Genomic DNA, 19,213 nt, shown 5'->3' on the forward strand with positions numbered 1-19,213 from the left:
ACGGATCCGGCTCAAGGCAGTCAACCACCTATGAAACTGGAGACTTTCATCATGAAACGTCGCTATAGCTGGCCGTTGTGGGCACTGGCAGGCATCGTTGTGTTGTTGATCGCCTTGAACATCGCCCTGCCCTATCTGGTACGCAACTACCTGAATGAAAAACTCGCGGACATGGGCGATTACCGTGGCCAGGTGACCGATGTGGATATCGCCCTGTGGCGCGGTGCCTATCGCATCAACGGGCTGGACATCGTCAAGGTCAGCGGCAAGGTACCCGTGCCCTTCATCAAGATTCCGGTCATCGACCTGGCCGTGAGCTGGCGCTCCCTGTGGGACGATCATGCGGTGGTGGCGCGGGTCAACTTCACTCAGCCCGAGCTGAATTTCGTCGACGGCGGCGATAACAAGGCCGCCTCGCAAACGGGTCAGGGCACCGATTGGCGCGATCAGTTGAACAAACTGGTGCCTATCACGCTGAACGAAGTGCGAGTGTTTGACGGGCGCATCACCTTCAACAACTTCAACTCATCGCCCAAGGTGAAAATCGAAGCCGACAAGGTCAACGGTTACCTGCTCAACCTGACCACCGTCACCGATGCCAAAGGCAAGCGCGAGGCTCAGTTCGCCGCCAAAGGTATGCTCTTGGGCAAAGCCCCGCTGGAAACCGCCGCCGACTTTGATCCGTTCAGTAATTTCGAAGATTTCAACTTTCGCTTCCGCGCCACCGGCATCGAACTGAAAAGCCTCAACGACTTCGCCTCGGCCTACGGCAAATTCGACTTCAATGCCGGCAGCGGCGATCTGGTGATCCAGGCCAAAGCCACCAAAGGCCAACTCACCGGCTATATCAAACCGCTGCTGCACAACGTTGAAGTGTTCAACTGGCACCAGGACGTGGAAAACCAGAACAAAAGTTTCTTTCGTTCAATCTGGGAAGCGGTGGTCGGCGGGGGCCAGCAGGTGTTGAAAAACCAAAGCAAAAACCAGTTCGCCACCCGAGTCGAGCTCAGCGGCAGCGTGCATCAGCAGGACGTCAGCGCGTTTCAGGCGTTTTTGCAGATTCTGCACAATGCGTTTATTCAGGCGTTTAGTGCGAAGTATGACAATGGCAAGTCGCCTTGATTGAATGATCTGCCCACAGATTTTGCGTCAGACCCAGATTTATTGTGGGCGCTAACGTGTTGGCGAATGGCTTGACGCGGTGCATCTGACCCACTCCCTCTAGACCGTTACAACCAAACAGTTCAGAACCCAGTCAGCATGTGACGCTCCATTCAGAGACTGAATGGCCCGTCTGCGTTCACAGTCGCCGGGCGTGCGCGTTATAGTCGACACATTGAGCAGCCCCTTATTGCGCCCACTCAGGCGATACGTTCGAGGATTTTTAGATGAAGTTCGAAGGCACCAGCGCATACGTCGCCACTGACGACCTGAAACTTGCAGTCAACGCTGCCATTACTCTGGAGCGTCCGCTGCTGGTCAAGGGCGAACCGGGCACCGGGAAAACCATGCTGGCCGAGCAATTGGCGGAGTCCTTCGGCGCGCGGCTGATCACCTGGCACATCAAATCCACCACCAAGGCACACCAAGGCCTGTACGAATACGACGCGGTCAGCCGCCTGCGTGACTCGCAACTGGGTGTGGATAAAGTCCACGACGTGCGCAACTACCTGAAAAAGGGCAAGCTCTGGGAGGCCTTCGAGGCTGAAGAGCGGGTGATTCTGCTGATCGACGAGATCGACAAAGCCGACATCGAGTTCCCCAACGACTTGCTGCAAGAACTCGACAAGATGGAGTTCTACGTTTACGAGATCGATGAAACCATCAAGGCCAAAGTTCGCCCGATTATCATCATTACCTCCAACAACGAAAAAGAACTGCCGGACGCCTTTCTGCGTCGCTGCTTCTTCCACTACATCGCCTTCCCGGATCGCGTGACGCTGCAAAAAATCGTTGATGTGCACTACCCGAATATCAAAAAAGACCTGGTCAGCGAAGCCCTCGACGTGTTCTTCGACGTGCGCAAAGTCCCTGGTTTGAAGAAAAAACCGTCCACGTCCGAGTTGGTCGACTGGCTGAAACTGCTGATGGCCGACAACATCGGGGAAGCCGTACTGCGCGAACGCGATCCAACCAAGGCCATCCCGCCGCTGGCCGGTGCGCTGGTGAAGAACGAGCAGGACGTGCAATTGCTCGAGCGCCTGGCCTTCATGAGCCGTCGCGGCAATCGCTGAACCTGAGCGGCATCTGAATCATGCGGAGTTCGCTCTGCGTCCGGACACACGACATCAAGGGCGACAGCCATGCTGCTCAACCTGTTCAATGAAATGCGTGCAGCCAAGGTACCGGTGTCGGTACGCGAACTGCTCGACCTGATCAATGCGCTGAAACAGCGGGTCACCTTCGCCGACATGGACGAGTTCTACTTCCTCGCCCGCACCGTGCTGGTCAAGGATGAACGTCATTTCGACAAGTTCGACCGGGCGTTCAGCGCCTACTTCAATGGCCTGGAAAAACTCGACGACCACCTGCAGGCACTGATCCCTGAAGATTGGCTGCGCAAGGAATTCGAACGTTCGCTGACCGAAGAGGAACGCGCGCAAATCCAGAGCCTCGGCGGTCTGGACAAGCTGATCGAGGAATTCAAGAAGCGCCTCGAAGAACAAAAGGAACGCCACGCCGGCGGCAACAAATGGATCGGCACTGGCGGCACCAGCCCGTTCGGCTCCGGCGGCTTCAACCCGGAGGGCATTCGGGTCGGCGATGCCGGCAAGCGTCAAGGCAAAGCGGTCAAGGTCTGGGAGCAGCGCGAGTACAAAAACCTCGACGACCAGGTCGAACTGGGCACGCGCAATATCAAAATCGCCCTGCGCCGCCTGCGCAAATTCGCGCGCCAGGGCGCCCTCGACGAGCTGGACATCGACGGCACCATCGACCACACCGCTCGCGATGCCGGTCTGTTGAACATCCAGATGCGCCCGGAACGCCGCAACACCATCAAATTGTTGTTGCTGTTCGACATTGGCGGCTCGATGGACGCCCACGTCAAAACCTGCGAAGAACTGTTTTCCGCGTGCAAGACCGAGTTCAAGCACCTGGAGTACTTCTACTTCCACAACTTCATTTATGAATCGGTGTGGAAGAACAACATGCGTCGCACGTCGGAGCGCACCGCTACCCAGGATCTACTGCACAAATACGGCGCCGACTACAAAGTGATCTTCATCGGCGACGCCGCCATGGCGCCCTACGAAATCACCCAGGCCGGCGGTAGCGTCGAGCACTGGAACGAAGAAGCTGGCTACCTGTGGATGCAGCGTTTCAAGGAAAAGTACAAGAAACTCATCTGGATCAACCCTTATCCGAAAGACACCTGGACCTACACCGCCTCAACCAACATCGTGCGTGATCTGATCGATGATCAGATGTATCCGCTGACGTTGCGTGGGTTGGAGGAAGGGATGAGGTTTTTGGCGAAATAGGCTGGCTAAGAGAGCGGCTCTGCGGGCAAATCTACGTTGCCAAACCAGCCGCTTCGCCAACACGTTGGCTCCCACAGAGTCCTTGGCTGACTTCATATTCTGCGTCAGACTCAAATCAATGTGGGGACTCTATGTTCCCCGGCAACACACAATCCCTGTGGGAGCCAACTTGTTGTCGAATAGCCTGACGCGGTACGTCAGGTCTACACCGCCAATAAACATCATGTTTATTTTCATCTGTCGGATTGACAACATTTCCTATCGCTGGTTACGTCGGGCTGTCAGTTGATAAACCAACTGAACCACGGCCACGCTGCAGCGTGGCTGTTTAATTAATCGATAAGTATGGCAAGGCTATTCAGCGAGCGCGTTTGCGCATCGCTCGACGGCGGCTATTTGAAAGAAATGGATTCTTACGATGCGAAAAAATAGAGATGTATTTCATATTGGATTGATGGCAGCTGCACTGTCATTTATGGGAGTTGCTGCGAGCTCAGCCTCTGCGATGTCGTTCTTTGATGCCGAAGAGTACGAGGCTGCGGCCAGTGCGAATATGAAATTGGAGGAGAAGGTAGAGGTTGCGGTTCCTGTTGAGCCGACGGTGATGGAGTTGCCGGACAAATTAAATACGATCACCGACAGCCTGGAGAATGATCAGGATGTGAAGTACTACAGCTTTACCGCTGTTCGGGGGCAGAAGGTGATGATTCATGAAATCAGACTGCCGAACGAGCTATCCCCATGGAAAATCGAACATAAGGTTGATCAGGATTGGTACCTGATGCCGTCGATCGGCTCGCACATTACGTCTACACTAGTGCCTCAACAAAAGGTTCAGGTAAGGGTTTCTCGAAATCCTGCAGTACTTCGCCAACCCGGTCAGTCATATAAAATTGAGTTCGGCTCGGCTCCGCGCCTGACAAAACACAACATCATCAAGGACGGTGATCGCTACAACATCTATTTCGGCCAGGCCTTGTTTATCAATAAAGTCGAATGGTCGACCCACGTCATTGATTCTACAGGCCACCCGATTGAAGGGGTTACGGTTGAATTGAATTTCGATCTTGACCAGCACGCGCCGTTTACGAACGTGGTCGATAAACGGGTCAGCAATCAATCAGGGTTTATTTGGTCGACCTTTAATCTGGGCGCCTGTATTGGAAAAAACACCACGAAACCATTCGTGGGTGTATTCGACTTCAGAACCAAATGGCAACTCACCTACAATACCGGTTATTATTTCATGTCTCCCCAAGGTAACGATGACGGCGGGGTAGGCAGCCGTGACGGAAGGAAAGTTTCCTTGGTACACATTTGTAACCAACGAATAGTCAAGTAGCAGGACGCATTGGCTAACAGGACGAGACTGTCAGAAATTTTGTGTTCGGGCATAACATGTCACCAGAGGTGCATTTATGCCGACCAAAAAGAAGTCCGCCAGTGCAACACCGAGGGAATTGCCCTCGATACCCAAAGAGCTGATTGATCAGTTCGTCCAAGGCCCGATGAGCGCCGCAGCCATTCAGGACGCCTCTATGGCGTTCAAAAAGGCGCTGATCGAGCGTGCGCTAGGCGCCGAACTGGGTCACCACCTTGGCTATCCTCAGGGCGCGGAGCGCCCTGAGGATTCAACCAACCAGCGCAATGGTAAAAGCGGTAAAACGGTACTGACCGATGACGGGCCACTTCGCCTGGATATCCCCAGAGACCGCGATGGCAGCTTCGCGCCGATCCTCATTCCCAAGCATGAGCGCCGATTTACAGGCTTTGATGACAAGATCATTGCCATGTACGCCCGAGGGATGACGGTGCGTGAGATACGCGCTTTCCTGTCCGAGCAGTATGGAACCGATGTGTCGCATGACTTCATCAGTTCAGTGACCGATGCTGTGCTGGAAGAGGTTGGCGCTTGGCAGCAACGCCCTTTAGAGCCTATGTACCCAGTCATCTTTTTTGATGCGCTGCGGGTCAAAATTCGCGACGAAGGCTTGGTGCGTAACAAGGCGGTGTACTTGGCACTGGGCGTGTTACCCGATGGCACACGAGATATTTTGGGCATCTGGATCGAAAGCACCGAGGGTGCCAAGTTCTGGATGAAGGTGTTCAACGACCTGAAGACTCGTGGTGTTGAAGATGTGCTGATCGCCGTCACAGACGGCCTTAAAGGGATACCAGAGGCCCTAGGGGCGGTGTTTCCTGCTACCACACTGCAAACCTGCATCGTGCATCTGATCCGCAACAGCCTGGACTATGCGGCTTGGGATAAACGTCGAGCACTGGCCAAGGCGCTCAAGCCGATTTATCAAGCCATTAACGCCGATATCGCTGAGCAGGAACTGAACGCCTTTGAGGCGGGGCCTTGGGGCAAGCAGTATCCGACTGTAGTTGCTGCTTGGCGTAGAGCCTGGGATCGAGTCATCCCGTTTTTTGTCTTCCCGGCAGGCATCCGAAAGGTGGTCTACACAACCAACGCCATCGAAAGCATCAACGCTCAGCTACGAAAGATCATCAAGACCCGAGGGCACTTCCCCACTGACGATGCAGCGACGAAGCTGATATGGCTGGGATTACGCAACATCACCGCTAACTGGGGTAACGCAGCGCATGATTGGAAGGTGGCGATGAATCAATTTGCGATTCTCTATGGAGATCGATTTACCAGGCCGAGCTGGTAAAACAAAGGCCTGCCTGACGGCAGGCCACAACCAGCCCGAACACAAAAAATCTGACACTCCCAACAGGACACTAAACAAGTACCTGTTAGCCATGCCACCCACCGCTTACGAAGGTTTAAATAGCTGAGCATACCCCGCATTCGGTCCAGCTTTTGTACAACTCAACAGGCTTAGCATGACCCTCGCATACTCCACAGCCAACGTCTTCAAATCCTGTCTCTCGTTCAGCAGCCTGCTGAATCGCCTTTCTTCTTCAGGTGTCAACTGCCCTGTTAACGATACTGCTTTTAGTTCTCCTTTCTCGTCAACAACAAAACTGACTGCCCTGCTATTTAAACTCGTAGCCGACGACATACAATCTACATTTAACTCTTCACCTATACGCCTCATACTCTCTTGCAGCCAATCAGCATAGCCTTTTCGGCCGTCGATTTTTGACTGCTCATAATTCGCCGCCCCACCCCACGATGCAAAATTAACACCACCATCAGGCGTATATTCAACACCGTCCATATCGCTTTCATGATAAACGGTCGTTGGCTCAGGGGTACTGAAAAGCGCCTGACACACTCTCTCGGTAAATTCGTCGACCCCACCGTTCATTTTTGCCTTGTTATAAGCCACTTGCACCGCCTGCCTATAACTAAGATTTTGATCCACAACCAAAAGCAGATTCATGACTTGCCACCGCGCTCCGTTATTCTCAAAGGAGTTAACGGCAGGTGCTTTAATAAACACACCCGACAATTTCGCGAGAAACTTCCGAGCTTGATGTAGGAAGTTGCTTACAGACTACCCGCTACAGGAGCGAACGTGTTCGCGAGGCAATGTATCTGACGAGTCGCGTCCAGCCCCCTCGCCAACACGTTGGCCCTACACGAACTGTCGCAAATACCGCACCTGCTGTTCATGGGCAACCCCCTGCAAAACCGGCTTCAATCGCACCACCGCACCCGGGAGACGTTGCGCCAGTCGTGCCAGCGACAGTGGCGTCAGCGCGCCGAGTCGTGGGTAGCCGCCGATGGTCTGTCGGTCGTTGAGCAATACGATAGGCTGCCCATCCGGTGGCACTTGGATCGCGCCCAGCGGGATGCCTTCGGAGATCATCGGTTTACCCTGATACGCCAGTTCCGGCCCGAGTAAACGGATGCCCATGCGGTCAGCGCGACTGTCGAGGGTCCAGTCGCTGTTGAAGGCATCAAACAGGCTCAGGCCGCTGAATTGGCCGATTTGCGCACCGAGGATGACGTCCAGCGGTGCAGTGTCAGTCATGTCTGGAATCTGCGCATGGGCCAGCGTGTGCAGCACAAACGCTGCGCCGGTGTACGACAACCGGTCACCTTTGGCCAAGGGCTTGCCCAGTCCATCCAGACCGCCCAGCTCTTCACGAATCACGCTGGCGCAACTGCCCAGCACCGCTGGCGCATCGAAGCCACCCGGCGCTGCCAAATAAGCGCGGGCTCCGGTTATCGGTTGAGTAAATCTCAGGCGTTCGCCTTTACGCATGAAAAAGCTGCGCCACGGCGCCAAGGGACGGCTGTCGAGTTTCGCTGCCAAGTCGGCGCCGGCCAGCGCCAGGCAGCAGTCCTGTTCGGCCACCAGCACCAAACCGCCGAGGGTGATTTCAATTACCGCCGCATCTAACGCATTGCCCAGCAGTTTGTTGGCCCAGGACATCGACACCCAGTCCAGCGCCCCGCCCTGGGTCACGCCCAAATGACGCACACCAAAGCGTCCGGCATCTTGCAGCAGACATAGCGGCGTGGCGGCTTCGATCAGTAAGGCGCTCATGATTGCGCCTCCAGCGGCGTATCATCGCCACCCAGGCGGATGAACTCGGCATGCTCCACCGCAGCGAAGCACACGCGATCACCCGGCTGCATCAAGCTGTAGCCTTCGCGTTGGCGGTCAAACAGTTTGCTCGGCGTGCGCCCGATCAGGTTCCAGCCGCCGGGCGAGACCACCGGATACGCAGCTGTCTGGCGCTCGGCAATCCCGACACTGCCCGCGGCCACCCGTTTACGCGGCGTATTCAGGCGTGGCGTGGCGAGGATTTCATCGACCAGGCCCATGAACGCAAAACCCGGTGCGAACCCCAGGGCAAACACCTGATACTCGCGCTGGCTGTGCCGGGTGATGACCTCGCTGACGCTCAGTCCGCTGCGTGTGCTCAGTAGGCTCAACTCAGGGCCGACGCTGAGGTCGTACCACACCGGCAGCACGTGTCGCGTGCCACTGGCTTGAGCGTCGGGCGCCAGATCAGTCAACGCCTGATGAATCAGCTCGCGGGCCTGATTCGGGTTCAGCTGTGTGAGGTCGTAATGCACCATCAAGGTGGTGTAGGACGGCACCAGGTCAATCAGCGCCTCGCCGAAGCCCTCGCGCAATCGCAGGCTGGCGGCCAGCATCCACGGCATGTTGCCTTCGTCGATCACATCGAACAACCGCACCATCAGGCAATCGATGGCCACCACCTCAAGACGCACGTTCATCCGTTCGGCAGCTCACCCAATGCCTGACGGATACGCTGTACTGCGGCCACCGAACTGGCGTTGTCGCCGTGTACGCACAAGGTATCGGCGTTCAACAGCAAGTCGCTGCCATCGCTGGCGCGCAACGGTTCGCCACGGGCCAGGGTCAAGGCTTGGGCGATGATGGTTTCTGCATCGTGATGCACAGCGCCCGGCAACTGTCGGGAGACCAATCGCCCTGCACTGTCGTAGGCACGGTCGGCAAAGGCTTCGAACCACAAGGTCACGCCAAACTCGTCGGCCAGTGCCTGAGCGGCGCTGTTGTCGCGCATGGCCAGCAACATCAGCGGTAATTGCCCGTCGTAACGGGCGATGGCCTGGATCACCGCACGCAGTTGTTCGGGTTTGGCCATCATGTCGTTGTACAATGCGCCATGGGGTTTGACGTACTGCACCCGGCCACCTTGCGCACGGCAAATACCGTCCAGCGCACCGATCTGGTAGTGCAGCAGATCTTCGATTTCCGCCGCAGTGCAGGCCATGGAACGCCGACCAAAGCCCACCAGGTCAGGATATGCCGGGTGCGCGCCGATCTTCACATCATTGGCCAGCGCGAGGGCCACGGTCTTGCGCATGACGCTGGGGTCACCCGCGTGGAAGCCGCAGGCGATGTTGGCGCAGTCGATAAACGGCATCACCTCGGCGTCGAGGCCCATGGTCCAGGCGCCGTAGCTTTCACCGATATCGCAATTCAATAACAGGCGGCTCAAAGGGGCTCTCCTTTGTCTGTGTGGGCACCGAAGTGCATTTCGCAGCCTCCGGCAGCGCCTACAAATGTTTGCTTACCGCCAGTCCCGATCCAGCACTGGCTTGCGCCGTCCGCCGTTGATCACCCAGCCGATCAGCAGGAAGAAACTTTCCACGACCAGGGCCAGCAGCAAGGCGCAGGTGATGCCCCAGGCAATGACGTCGGGTACCAGCAGCACTTGATAGGTATAAGCGTTGAGGGTTTCCCGGCGGATGTCCGGGTTGGCGGCCGCTACTACGTGCCAGGCCTTGGCGTACCAAGGGCCTTGCAACGCCATCCATTCGCGATCAAGCATCTGATCACGCATCAACAGTTGGTTGACGCTGTCGGCATCGCTGCGAAACACCGGATCGTTACTGCCGCGATAGTGCGCGAGCAACGCCTGCAAGTCGCCCTTGAAGAACTGGTCGGCGGTGTCCTTGTAGCCTTTAAGGCCTTGCTGCGCTTCGATCAGATGCGCCTCGACCCGCTTGCTGTAATCACTGATGAACCCCGGAATTTGTACGCCCAGCAGCAGCCCCGCAGTGAACAGTACCAATCGCACATAGCTTCGCAGCATCGATCCCTCTCCTCAGGCCTGGCCCCGACTCACGCATTCTCCGCGGCGCCACAGGTTCCATTGTCCCGGCTCATAACGCGTCCAGGTCTCGTTTTCAGTCAGCGGTTCGGTGGCGATCACCGTGACCACGTCGTTGGCGGTGGTTTCGGCCTGGAAATCGACAATCACGTCGACATCCTTCAAGCGTGCCGGGCCGAACGGTGCTCGGCGAGTGATGTGCGCCAGCTTGCTGGAGCAAAAACAGAACAGCCAGTCGCCGTCGCTCAGCAGGCAGTTGAACACACCTTTGTTTCGATACTCGCTACAGGCTTCGACCAACGTCGGCAACCACTGTTCGACGTCCACAGGCTCCGGAAAGGCTTCGCGGACCCGATTGAGCAGGTCACAGAACGCGGCCTCGCTGTCGGTATCGCCGACCGGGCGATAGAACGTGGCACGAGGATTGAAGTCCGCCAGTTGGCCGTTGTGCGCGAAGCACCAGTTACGGCCCCAGAGCTCGCGGACGAAAGGATGGGTGTTGGCCAGACAGACCTTGCCGACGTTGGCCTGACGAATGTGACCAATGACCACTTCGCTTTTGATCGGGTAACGCTGCACCAGCTCTGCGACTTGCGACTCGCTGCTGGCCGCCGGGTCCTGAAACAGGCGCAGGCCGCGTCCTTCATAGAAGGCGATGCCCCAGCCGTCGCGATGCGGGCCGGTACGCCCGCCGCGCTGCATCAGCCCGGTGAAGCTGAACACGATGTCGGTCGGTACGTTGGCACTCATGCCCAGTAGTTCACACATGCTCAAACTCTCGCTTCAATACGTTCAGCAGTGCGGGACGCGCCCGCGCGTCCTGCAACGAAGCAAAGTCTACAGGCGTGGTTCAACCCGCGCACGGCTAGGGGCAGGAGGGGGTGCGGGCTTGCGCCCGTAGCGGTTGTCGTCGGCCGGCGCATAGGGCTGGTCATCGGCCTTCACCGCAGCCGCCTGCTCGGCCGCCAGCGCCACCCGGGCCCTGCGACCGCGCTCGATCGGCCAGCGAATCAGGGCGAAGACGATGTACACGCCAAGGGCGATCATCGCGTACATCGCCAAGTCCGACAGCGCACGCCAGACGTTGCTGCCGACCTTGAATGCCAGGTCCAGCGCGGTAATCGCCACGGCCGGCGCGAATTTTTCCTTCACCGGGTCAATAATGGTAGGACTGAACAGCACCACCGCGACGATCACACGCAGTGGCTCGCGCAGCCAGCGCCACATCCAGCCGGTCAGCTTGAACGCCACCATCAGGCAGCCGAAAGCGGCAAAAGCGTAAAGGCCCCAGGCCAGCAGGTAGTCGTTCTCGTTCATGACGTTCATGGTAAGCCAGGTAAAGAGGCGCTTATGATAACGGCTTTTCGTTAGCCCGGCTTCCCTGACGTCAGTAATCGTTGGACGTGCAGCGCTGACCACCGATTTTTCTTTCGCTAAAGAGAGCCCAGCATGCCTTCATCCACCCTCCGCTCCACTGCGCCAGTCGCTCGTCAGGACGCCGGTTCCGACCCGTATGCCTGGCTGCAGAACCGCGACACCGACGAGGTGCTCGACTACCTCAAGGCCGAGAACGACTATCAGGAAGCGCAGCTGGCCGATCAGGACGCCCTGCGTGAAACCCTGTTCCAGGAGATCAAGGGCCGCATCCTCGAAACCGATCTGTCGCTGCCTTCGCCGTGGGGACCGTACCTGTACTACACGCGCACTACCGAAGGGGACGAATACGCCCGCCACTACCGTTGCCCGCGCCCGGCTGATCATTCGCTGACGGTGGACGAAAGCCACGAAGAATTGCTGCTGGACCCCAATGTACTGGCGGCCGGCGGTTTCTTCTCACTGGGCGCCTTCAGCATCAGCCCGGACCACCAGCGCCTGGCCTACAGCCTCGATACCACAGGCGAAGAGGTTTACCAGCTGTACGTCAAAGAGCTGAGCAACGGCCAGCTCACCACCCTGCCCTTCGAAGACTGCGACGGCAGCATGACGTGGGCCAACGACAATCAGACGCTGTTCTTCGGCGAACTGGACGACACCCACCGCCCGCACAAACTCTATCGCCATAAACTGGGCAGCGATTCCGCCGATCTGGTGTTCAACGAGCCGGACGGGCGTTTCTTCCTGCATTGCTATCGCAGCAGTTCGGAGCGGCAGTTGATCTTGCTGCTCAACAGCAAGACCACCAGCGAAGCCTGGCTGCTGGACGCGGACAAACCCGATCAAGCCTTTATCTGCATGGCGCCACGGGTCGAAAATCACGAGTATTTCCCCGACCACGGGCAACTCGACGGTGTCTGGACCTGGTTTATCCGCAGTAACCAGAGCGGCATCAACTTCGCCCTGTACCACGCCCCGGAAAAAACCAGCGGCGTACCCGTGCCTCAGGACTGGCAAACCCTGGTCCCGCACAGCGACAGCGTGATGCTCGAAGCCATGAGCCTCAACGCTGAAGCCATGACCCTGAGCCTGCGCGAAGGCGGTCTGCCGATCATCGAGGTCCACCCACACGGTCTGCCGACCTACCGCGTGCAATTGCCCGACGCCGCCTACAGCCTGTATGTGCAGGACACTCTGGAATTCAAAAGCGACGCGATTCGCCTGCGCTATCAGTCGCTGAATCGACCGGCGCAAGTGCGCCAGTTGACCCTGGCCAGCGGCGAGCAAGTGGTGCTCAAGGAAACCCCGGTGCTCGGCACCTTCGACGCCGACGCCTACGTCAGCCAACGATTGTGGGCGACGGCGCCGGACGGTACGCAGGTGCCGATCAGCCTGGTGGTCAAACGCGAGCTGCAAGGTCAGGCCACGCCGCTGTATTTGTACGGCTACGGCGCTTACGGCGAAAGCCTCGACCCGTGGTTCTCCCATGCGCGCCTGAGCCTGCTGGATCGTGGCATCGCCTTCGCCATCGCCCACGTGCGTGGCGGCGGGGAACTGGGCGAAGCCTGGTACCGCAATGGCAAGCAGGAACACAAAGCCAACACCTTCAGCGACTTCATTGCCTGCGCCGAGCACCTGATCGACAACGGATTGACCAGCGCCGGGCAACTGGTAATCAGTGGCGGCAGCGCGGGTGGATTGCTGATCGGCGCGGTGCTCAATCAGCGTCCGGAATTGTTCAAGGCGGCGATTGCCGAAGTACCGTTTGTCGACGTTCTCAACACCATGCTTGATCCGGACCTGCCGCTGACGGTTACTGAGTATGACGAATGGGGCAACCCGCAAGACGCCGAGGTTTATGAACGGATCAAGGGTTATGCGCCGTACGAAAACGTCAGTGCCCAGCACTATCCGGCAACTCTGGTGATTGCTGGCTATAACGACAGCCGCGTGCAGTATTGGGAGGCGGCGAAGTGGGTGGCCAAATTGCGCGCCAGCAAAACCGACGACAATCTGCTGCTGCTCAAGACCGAACTGGGCGCTGGACATGGCGGCATGAGCGGGCGTTATCAGGGCTTGCGTGACGTGGCGCTGGAATATGCATTCGTGTTTAAGGTGCTGCAACTAAGCTGAGGGAACTCGCGCCCATTGTCTTGTCTTATGACTGGGTCCGCCGCTGCGGGCCCTTTTTACGTGTAACCCACTACCTACCCAACAACAAGATCAAGCCGCCATGCCAGACGCTTCCTTCCTCAACAGCGAGATCCGCGACCTATTGATGGACTGCGGTTTGTTCAACGCCTTGCTGCCCGCCGACTTCCTGGCGGCTGCGGGTTATTTCAGCATTACCTCGATTGAACAAGGTCAGGCGATCTTCCAGGAAGGCGATGCCGGCAGTTTCATGTGCATCATCAATTCCGGCACGGTGTCGGTGCGCAAACGCAATAGCGAGGGGCAGCCGGTCGAAATCGCCCTGCTGCGCAAAGGCGCGTTTGGCGAAATGGCCGTGCTGGATGGCGAACGCCGCTCAGCCAGTTGCGTCGCCGCCAGCCGCTGTCACCTGCTGAACCTGGGCAAGGACTCGCTGGATAAAATGCTCAACGAGTCGCCCAAGGTCGCGGCAAAAATCATTCGGGCGATTGCCGTGGCGCTGTCCAAACGGCTGCGCATGGTGGACGGCCAGTTGCTGTCGCAATAGGGCTCTCAGGGTTTGAGTTTTCGCCTGGCGTCTTCGCTGGGCTCAGGGTCGTTCGGCGGTATGTCGTCGGGCACGATCTGAGTCGACTGGCCGGCATTCGGCGCCCCCGGGACAGGCAAGCCTGGCAACGGCTGGTCTTTGGGTGGGCCGGGAATATCGATTTTCGGCAGCAACGGCGGATTACCTTCATTGCCCCCAACACGCGGAATACTCGGCGGCACGACCTGCGGATACGGGGTCGGCGTGGCGGTTCCCGGCGAACCGGGCGACGGCACACTGGGTACGGGTTGCAGAATGTCTGCACCAACGGCACTTACCGAGAGCGTTGCCAGAACAATCGCCGTTAGAATAGAGCGCTTCATCAATGGCCTCCGATGCCACGCAAATTTTGTCCGCCTCAGGCTACTCCTTGCGCGACAAAGTTGCCCCTTGAAAATTTTCCTGCCTATTGAGTGCTCAATGAAACGTTTCGTTCTACTCGACACCACTCCGATTCCCGATAACGGCGGTGCCTTGTGCCTGTTCGAGTACGGCGAAGATTTCGTGATCAAGATTCAGGGCGGCGACGGCGGCCAGTTGATGAACACGCGCATGCACGGTTCCGAAGACGCGCTGGCCGAAATCCCCTGCAAGCAGGTCACCCATCGCGTGATGCCACGGGTGTTGATCGGCGGCCTGGGCATGGGCTTCACCCTCGCCTCCGCGCTCAAGCACCTGGGCAAGAACGCCGAAGTGGTAGTGGCCGAACTGGTGCCGGGCGTGGTCGAGTGGAACCGTGGGCCGCTGGGTGAAAAATCCGGTAACCCGCTGCTCGACCCACGGGCAAAAGTAGTGATTCAGGATGTTGCCCAAGTATTGAAAAGCGAACCCAAGGGCTTCGACGCGATCATGCTCGATGTCGACAACGGCCCCGAAGGCCTGACGCAGAAATCCAATAGCTGGCTGTATTCTTCGGGCGGCCTGAGTGCGTGCGCCCAGGCCTTGCGGCCCAAAGGCATTCTTGCGGTGTGGTCGGCCAGCGCCGATCAGAAGTTTTCCGACAAGCTGCGCAAGGCCGGTTTCAAGGCGGAAGAAGTCCAGGTGTTTGCCCATGGCAACAAGGGCACGCGCCATACCATCTGGATCGCGGAAAAACTCAAAGGCTGAAAAGCGCTAGACTGCCCCTATTACTGAACAGAACACAGGTGACACCATGAGCTCGGCAAATCCACCCTCCCACACCGCCAAGCTGGATCGCATCCTTGCCGACGCCCAACGCGACCGTGAGATGGGCTATCGCGATAAAGCGCTGAAGATGTACCCCCACGTGTGTGGCCGCTGCGCCCGTGAGTTTGCCGGCAAGCGCCTGAGCGAGCTGACCGTGCACCACCGCGACCACAACCACGACAACAACCCCCAAGACGGTTCCAACTGGGAGTTGCTGTGCCTGTACTGCCACGATAACGAGCACTCGCGTTATACCGATCAGCAGTATTTCTCGGAAGGCTCGACCAGCAGCCCGAAAATCGCCAAGGCCACGCACAACCCCTTCGCCGCGCTGGCCGGGTTGATGAAGAAGGACGAGTAACACCTTCGATCTGTAGGAACGGCCGGTCGACACTCGATTGCCCGCGATGGCGGTGTGTCAGGCACACCGCGTCAAGCCGATCGCGGGCAAGCCCGCTCCTGCCAGGTATTACCGTATAATCGCCAGCCTTCCTTCAAGAGCACCCGCACGTGGCGAATAAACGGTACAGCTGCATTGGTTTGTATAACCCCAAATCCCCGGAGAACGTCGGTTCGGTGATGCGCGCGGCTGGCTGCTATGGCGTTGCGTCCGTGTTCTACACCGGTACACGTTATGAACGTGCCCGCGACTTCGTCACCGACACCAAGAAAGTCCACCAGGACATTCCGCTGATCGGCATCGACGACCTGAAAAAAATCATTCCCCTGGGCTGCGTGCCGGTGGCCGTGGAACTGGTCGAAGGCGCCCGTTCGCTGCCCGAATACACCCATCCCGACCGTGCGATCTACATCTTCGGTCCGGAAGACGGCTCGCTGGATAAAAGCATCCGCGACTGGTGCGAAGACGTGGTGTACATCCCCACCACTGGCTGCATGAACCTCGCGGCCACCGTCAACGTCGTGCTTTACGACCGCATGGCCAAGGGCAATAACACCCGCTCCGGGCCCAAGTTCTGACGTTGTCGATGGAACAGATTTACCCTGAGGCAGTCAGCTTTAGTGAACTCACCTTATCTGAGCATGGAGAACGATCATGAGCGATATTCCACGCGTCGAACGCATTGACTTCACGCCGTTCCAAACGCAGCCGGCGCAAAACGTGCAGGGCTGGGAGCGTATCGGATCGCTGGCGGGCGGCGTGCTGATGATGGGCAAGGGCCTGCGTCGCGGCGGCGTCCTGGGCTTGATTCAACTGGCGATTGGCGGTGCCGTCCTGGCCCGTGGGATCACCGGTCATTGCGCGGCGAAAGACCTGATCGAACAGGGCCGCAGCGACATGAGCAAGGCCCGCTCGCACATCGAGCGCGTCGGCGCTGAGCTGAGCCAGTTGAAGACCCGGGCGGAAATTGCGGCTGAGCAGCCTAAGTAAACAACCTACTGAAAAAACGACTCTGTAGGAGCCAACTTGTTGGCGAGCAGTTTGATTGGGATACATCAGGTATATCGCCTCGCGAACACGCTCGCTCCTACAAGGGAATTGCGGTGTTACTGCACCAACGGGCTTAGGGCTCCGTGTACAACAGGGTGATCAGCGATTAACCCGCGCGAAAAATCAGGTGATCTTCCCAATCGTCTTCGGACACGCTGTTCTCGCTGAGCATGCGCCCAGACTGCGAGATGCGTTCATGGTGCACCGCGTCGCGGTCGCCGCAGACCAGGTGATGCCACAGTGGCAGGTCTTTGCCTTCACTGACCAGCCGGTAACCGCAGGTCGGTGGCAGCCACTTGAATTGGTCCGCCTGGCCCGGCGTCAGTTGAATGCAGTCCGGCACGCTGGCGCGACGGTTACTGTAGTCGGTGCACTGGCAGGTTTTCAGGTCCAGCAACTTGCAGGCGATTCGCGTGTAATAAACGCTGTTGTCCTCTTCATCTTCAAGTTTTTGCAAGCAGCACAAACCGCAGCCGTCGCACAGCGACTCCCACTCGGCCTGATCGAGTTGTTCGAGGGTTTTGCGTATCCAGAAGGGTTCAACTTTAGCGGCCATGGGTTTGGGCAATCAGCATCGAAGAGTGAAAAGGCCGCCAGTCTAGTGCTATGGAAGGCGCGGGCCAAGGGTCAGGATAAACGCGGGCTTGTCAGATGACGGGCGGCGCAGTAATTTTACTTGCCCGAATTCCCGATGTTTGCCGACCACGGCCCATCTTGTTCCAGCCAGCCTGAGCTAACGCCCGCGCCGGCTTTTCTATTGTTCAACCTCCCATCAGGATATTTATGAGCGCCAACACTCGCGTCGCCGATTACCCGATCCATTCTCAATTCACCGACCGCTGGTCACCACGCGCCTTCACCGGCGAGGCCATCAACCAGGAAACCCTGCTGAGCTTCTTCGAAGCCGCGCGCTGGGCGCCTTCGGCCTACAACTCGCAGCCATGGCGATTTCTCTACGCGCGCCGCGACACGCCGAACTGGGAGCGTTTCCTGGGCCTGCTGAATGAATTCAACCGTGGCTGGGCTCAGCACGCGTCGGCGTTGGTGATCGTGATCTCGAAAACCACCTTCACTGCACCGGGCGCGACTGAAGAAACCCCGGCCCTGTGGCACACCTTCGACACCGGTTCGGCCTGGGGCCATTTGGCGCTGCAAGCCAGCCTGAGCGGCTGGCACACCCATGGCATGGCCGGTTTTGATCAGGAATTGACGCGCAAGGAACTGAAGATCCCTGAAGGCTACGTTTTGCACGCAGCGGTAGCGATCGGCAAACTGGGCGACAAGTCGACCCTGGCCGAGTACCTGCAAGCCCGCGAAACACCAAGCCCGCGTCGTCCGCTGGAAGAGCTGGCGGCTGAGGGTGATTTCAGCTTGTAACCAGCCAAGACGCCACTTTTCTGTAGGAGCGAACTTGTTCGCGAGGCGGTGTGCCAGACACACCGCGTCAAGCTGCTCGCCAACCAGTTGGCTCCTACAGGGATATTGGTCAATACCCGCGCGTGAAATCCACTTCGCCGCGCAGTGCAGTTCCCGCTTCAAATGCCCGCAGGTTCTCGACAAACAACTGCACCATCGCCGCTGGCGAGGTCGGCGCGGCGCTGTGCCCGGTCAACAACAAGCCCCAGGCGGTCCAGAACGGGTGACGTTGCGGCAACGGTTCCTGACGGCAAACGTCGATCACTGCCCCGGCAAGGTGCCCTTCCTTCAGCGCTTCCACCAGATCCGCATCCACCACCGCCACGCCACGTCCGACGTTGATGAACAGCGCCGTCGGCTTGAATTGGGCGAACAGTTTCGCGTTGTACAGGTCATGGGTCGCTGGCGTATTCGGCAACAAGTTGATCACGTAATCCACTTCGCCAACCAAACGCGGCAGATCGGCCATGCCACCGACTTCGACGAACGGCACCTGAGCCCGTGGAGAAGAAGCGATGCCAAAGGTTTCCACGCCAAACGGCTGTAGAAACTGCGCCACGCACAGTCCGATATCGCCAGCACCGACAATCAGCGCCTTGCGCCCCGCCAGACTCTGGCCCAGGCGGCTATCCCATTTGCGCTCGACCTGGCTGACCAGTCGCGCCAGCACTTCACGTTCATGGCCGAGCATGTAGGTCAGCACGAACTCGGCCATGACCTGACCAAAAATGCCCACCGCGCGGGTCAGACGATAATTGCGCGACAAGCCTTCAGCCAGCAACGGGGTGATGCCGGCCCAGGTCGATTGCAGCCAGGCCGGGGTGTGACCTTGGCGCACCAGGGTGGCCAGCAAGTCCGGTTGACCCAACCAGACCGGACAGTCAGCGGCATACCCTGCCAGCTCGGCCGAATCGCCGGTGCTCAAGACTTCAATATCGGGCGCCGCTTGTTTCAACAATTGGGTGTACAGCGGGTAATCGTGTTCGGCAATCAGAACGCGCATGGCTCAAAACCTATCAAAACAAAACATGCGGCCGTCGACAGGGCTAACCC

21 protein-coding genes and 1 pseudogene are annotated in these 19,213 nt (G+C 58.2%); 12 read left to right on the forward strand and 10 right to left on the reverse strand.

The window, feature by feature from the left end:
* Positions 1-51 precede the first annotated feature (51 nt).
* From ACF0H7_RS23870 to ACF0H7_RS23890, 5 genes are all read left to right on the forward strand, one after another.
* Complete coding sequence (locus tag ACF0H7_RS23870; RefSeq protein ID WP_397449312.1) at positions 52-1,122, forward strand: DUF748 domain-containing protein; 1,071 nt, start codon at positions 52-54, stop codon at positions 1,120-1,122.
* Positions 1,123-1,388: 266 nt separating this feature from the next.
* Entirely contained in the window at positions 1,389-2,234 is an 846-nt protein-coding gene (locus ACF0H7_RS23875; RefSeq protein WP_219064215.1) for a MoxR family ATPase, read from the forward strand.
* 69 nt (positions 2,235-2,303) lie between these two features.
* Positions 2,304-3,482: a VWA domain-containing protein gene (locus tag ACF0H7_RS23880; protein WP_397449313.1), complete on the forward strand. Its 1,179-nt coding sequence runs from the start codon at positions 2,304-2,306 to the stop codon at positions 3,480-3,482.
* A gap of 418 nt (positions 3,483-3,900) precedes the next feature.
* Positions 3,901-4,824 (forward strand): hypothetical protein, encoded by a 924-nt coding sequence (locus ACF0H7_RS23885; RefSeq protein WP_397449314.1) that lies wholly within the window; start codon positions 3,901-3,903, stop codon positions 4,822-4,824.
* A 76-nt stretch (positions 4,825-4,900) separates the two neighbouring features.
* On the forward strand, positions 4,901-6,160 hold the full coding sequence (locus ACF0H7_RS23890; protein WP_397449066.1) for an IS256 family transposase: 1,260 nt from the start codon (positions 4,901-4,903) through the stop codon (positions 6,158-6,160).
* A gap of 105 nt (positions 6,161-6,265) precedes the next feature.
* Here the strand turns inward: ACF0H7_RS23890 and ACF0H7_RS23895 are convergent, their stop codons facing one another.
* From ACF0H7_RS23895 to ACF0H7_RS23925, 7 genes are all read right to left on the reverse strand, one after another.
* Entirely contained in the window at positions 6,266-6,838 is a 573-nt protein-coding gene (locus ACF0H7_RS23895) for a hypothetical protein (protein ID WP_397449315.1), read from the reverse strand.
* Between the two features lie 195 nt (positions 6,839-7,033).
* The gene (locus tag ACF0H7_RS23900) at positions 7,034-7,951 is read right to left on the reverse strand and encodes a biotin-dependent carboxyltransferase family protein (RefSeq protein ID WP_397449316.1); all 918 of its coding nucleotides are present in this window, start codon (positions 7,949-7,951) and stop codon (positions 7,034-7,036) included.
* Positions 7,948-8,652: an allophanate hydrolase subunit 1 gene (locus ACF0H7_RS23905; RefSeq protein WP_397449317.1), complete on the reverse strand. Its 705-nt coding sequence runs from the start codon at positions 8,650-8,652 to the stop codon at positions 7,948-7,950. The genes ACF0H7_RS23900 and ACF0H7_RS23905 overlap by 4 nt, the downstream gene beginning before the upstream one ends.
* On the reverse strand, positions 8,649-9,401 hold the full coding sequence (locus ACF0H7_RS23910; protein WP_397449318.1) for a 5-oxoprolinase subunit PxpA: 753 nt from the start codon (positions 9,399-9,401) through the stop codon (positions 8,649-8,651). Before ACF0H7_RS23910 ends, ACF0H7_RS23905 begins: the two co-directional genes overlap by 4 nt.
* 72 nt (positions 9,402-9,473) lie before the next feature.
* Entirely contained in the window at positions 9,474-9,998 is a 525-nt protein-coding gene (locus tag ACF0H7_RS23915; protein WP_397449319.1) for a DUF2937 family protein, read from the reverse strand.
* A 12-nt stretch (positions 9,999-10,010) separates the two neighbouring features.
* On the reverse strand, positions 10,011-10,784 hold the full coding sequence (locus ACF0H7_RS23920) for a class II glutamine amidotransferase (RefSeq protein WP_397449320.1): 774 nt from the start codon (positions 10,782-10,784) through the stop codon (positions 10,011-10,013).
* Between the two features lie 69 nt (positions 10,785-10,853).
* Positions 10,854-11,342 carry an MFS transporter gene (locus ACF0H7_RS23925; protein ID WP_397449321.1) on the reverse strand — a complete coding sequence of 163 codons (489 nt, stop codon included), beginning with the start codon at positions 11,340-11,342 and terminating at the stop codon, positions 10,854-10,856.
* A gap of 123 nt (positions 11,343-11,465) precedes the next feature.
* Between ACF0H7_RS23925 and ACF0H7_RS23930 the strand changes: the two genes are divergently transcribed.
* Positions 11,466-13,523, forward strand: coding sequence for a S9 family peptidase (locus ACF0H7_RS23930; protein WP_397449322.1), 2,058 nt, complete (start codon positions 11,466-11,468; stop codon positions 13,521-13,523).
* A gap of 100 nt (positions 13,524-13,623) precedes the next feature.
* Complete coding sequence (locus tag ACF0H7_RS23935; RefSeq protein ID WP_397449323.1) at positions 13,624-14,088, forward strand: cyclic nucleotide-binding domain-containing protein; 465 nt, start codon at positions 13,624-13,626, stop codon at positions 14,086-14,088.
* Between the two features lie 116 nt (positions 14,089-14,204).
* On the opposite strand, the pseudogene ACF0H7_RS23940 reads toward ACF0H7_RS23935, so the two are convergent.
* Positions 14,205-14,450, reverse strand: a pseudogene (locus tag ACF0H7_RS23940) (hypothetical protein); the annotation flags it as partial.
* A gap of 97 nt (positions 14,451-14,547) precedes the next feature.
* Between ACF0H7_RS23940 and ACF0H7_RS23945 the strand changes: the two are divergent.
* The 4 genes from ACF0H7_RS23945 (at position 14,548) to ACF0H7_RS23960 (ending at position 16,684) form a co-directional block, all read left to right on the forward strand.
* On the forward strand, positions 14,548-15,234 hold the full coding sequence (locus tag ACF0H7_RS23945) for a spermidine synthase (RefSeq protein WP_397449324.1): 687 nt from the start codon (positions 14,548-14,550) through the stop codon (positions 15,232-15,234).
* Positions 15,235-15,280: 46 nt separating this feature from the next.
* Positions 15,281-15,655 carry a YajD family HNH nuclease gene (locus ACF0H7_RS23950; protein WP_397449325.1) on the forward strand — a complete coding sequence of 125 codons (375 nt, stop codon included), beginning with the start codon at positions 15,281-15,283 and terminating at the stop codon, positions 15,653-15,655.
* A 149-nt stretch (positions 15,656-15,804) separates the two neighbouring features.
* Positions 15,805-16,272, forward strand: coding sequence for an RNA methyltransferase (locus ACF0H7_RS23955; protein WP_397449326.1), 468 nt, complete (start codon positions 15,805-15,807; stop codon positions 16,270-16,272).
* Between the two features lie 76 nt (positions 16,273-16,348).
* Complete coding sequence (locus ACF0H7_RS23960; RefSeq protein ID WP_397449327.1) at positions 16,349-16,684, forward strand: DUF2892 domain-containing protein; 336 nt, start codon at positions 16,349-16,351, stop codon at positions 16,682-16,684.
* A gap of 166 nt (positions 16,685-16,850) precedes the next feature.
* Here ACF0H7_RS23960 and ACF0H7_RS23965 read toward each other — a convergent pair whose 3' ends face one another.
* Positions 16,851-17,300, reverse strand: a complete 450-nt coding sequence (locus ACF0H7_RS23965) for a YcgN family cysteine cluster protein (protein WP_397449328.1) — start codon at positions 17,298-17,300, stop codon at positions 16,851-16,853.
* A 227-nt stretch (positions 17,301-17,527) separates the two neighbouring features.
* Here ACF0H7_RS23965 and ACF0H7_RS23970 point away from each other — a divergent pair, with 227 nt between their 5' ends.
* Positions 17,528-18,121: a nitroreductase family protein gene (locus ACF0H7_RS23970; protein WP_397449329.1), complete on the forward strand. Its 594-nt coding sequence runs from the start codon at positions 17,528-17,530 to the stop codon at positions 18,119-18,121.
* Between the two features lie 109 nt (positions 18,122-18,230).
* Here the strand turns inward: ACF0H7_RS23970 and ACF0H7_RS23975 are convergent, their stop codons facing one another.
* On the reverse strand, positions 18,231-19,163 hold the full coding sequence (locus tag ACF0H7_RS23975; RefSeq protein ID WP_397449330.1) for a D-2-hydroxyacid dehydrogenase: 933 nt from the start codon (positions 19,161-19,163) through the stop codon (positions 18,231-18,233).
* Between the last annotated feature and the right edge of the window lie 50 nt (positions 19,164-19,213).

This window comes from Pseudomonas sp. NA-150 (assembly GCF_044336365.1).
Classification (GTDB): Bacteria; Pseudomonadota; Gammaproteobacteria; order Pseudomonadales; family Pseudomonadaceae; genus Aquipseudomonas.

Excerpts from the sequence above, each read along its gene's own strand:
- ACF0H7_RS23870 (WP_397449312.1), top strand. The coding sequence starts at position 52 with ATGAAACGTCGCTATAGCTGGCCGTTGTGGGCACTGGCAGGCATCGTT.
- ACF0H7_RS23875 (WP_219064215.1), top strand. The coding sequence starts at position 1,389 with ATGAAGTTCGAAGGCACCAGCGCATACGTCGCCACTGACGACCTGAAA.
- ACF0H7_RS23880 (WP_397449313.1), top strand. The coding sequence starts at position 2,304 with ATGCTGCTCAACCTGTTCAATGAAATGCGTGCAGCCAAGGTACCGGTG.
- ACF0H7_RS23885 (WP_397449314.1), top strand. The coding sequence starts at position 3,901 with ATGCGAAAAAATAGAGATGTATTTCATATTGGATTGATGGCAGCTGCA.
- ACF0H7_RS23890 (WP_397449066.1), top strand. The coding sequence starts at position 4,901 with ATGCCGACCAAAAAGAAGTCCGCCAGTGCAACACCGAGGGAATTGCCC.
- ACF0H7_RS23895 (WP_397449315.1), bottom strand. The coding sequence starts at position 6,838 with ATGAATCTGCTTTTGGTTGTGGATCAAAATCTTAGTTATAGGCAGGCG.
- ACF0H7_RS23900 (WP_397449316.1), bottom strand. The coding sequence starts at position 7,951 with ATGAGCGCCTTACTGATCGAAGCCGCCACGCCGCTATGTCTGCTGCAA.
- ACF0H7_RS23905 (WP_397449317.1), bottom strand. The coding sequence starts at position 8,652 with ATGAACGTGCGTCTTGAGGTGGTGGCCATCGATTGCCTGATGGTGCGG.
- ACF0H7_RS23915 (WP_397449319.1), bottom strand. The coding sequence starts at position 9,998 with ATGCTGCGAAGCTATGTGCGATTGGTACTGTTCACTGCGGGGCTGCTG.
- ACF0H7_RS23920 (WP_397449320.1), bottom strand. The coding sequence starts at position 10,784 with ATGTGTGAACTACTGGGCATGAGTGCCAACGTACCGACCGACATCGTG.
- ACF0H7_RS23925 (WP_397449321.1), bottom strand. The coding sequence starts at position 11,342 with ATGAACGTCATGAACGAGAACGACTACCTGCTGGCCTGGGGCCTTTAC.
- ACF0H7_RS23930 (WP_397449322.1), top strand. The coding sequence starts at position 11,466 with ATGCCTTCATCCACCCTCCGCTCCACTGCGCCAGTCGCTCGTCAGGAC.
- ACF0H7_RS23935 (WP_397449323.1), top strand. The coding sequence starts at position 13,624 with ATGCCAGACGCTTCCTTCCTCAACAGCGAGATCCGCGACCTATTGATG.
- ACF0H7_RS23945 (WP_397449324.1), top strand. The coding sequence starts at position 14,548 with ATGAAACGTTTCGTTCTACTCGACACCACTCCGATTCCCGATAACGGC.
- ACF0H7_RS23950 (WP_397449325.1), top strand. The coding sequence starts at position 15,281 with ATGAGCTCGGCAAATCCACCCTCCCACACCGCCAAGCTGGATCGCATC.
- ACF0H7_RS23960 (WP_397449327.1), top strand. The coding sequence starts at position 16,349 with ATGAGCGATATTCCACGCGTCGAACGCATTGACTTCACGCCGTTCCAA.
- ACF0H7_RS23965 (WP_397449328.1), bottom strand. The coding sequence starts at position 17,300 with ATGGCCGCTAAAGTTGAACCCTTCTGGATACGCAAAACCCTCGAACAA.
- ACF0H7_RS23970 (WP_397449329.1), top strand. The coding sequence starts at position 17,528 with ATGAGCGCCAACACTCGCGTCGCCGATTACCCGATCCATTCTCAATTC.
- ACF0H7_RS23975 (WP_397449330.1), bottom strand. The coding sequence starts at position 19,163 with ATGCGCGTTCTGATTGCCGAACACGATTACCCGCTGTACACCCAATTG.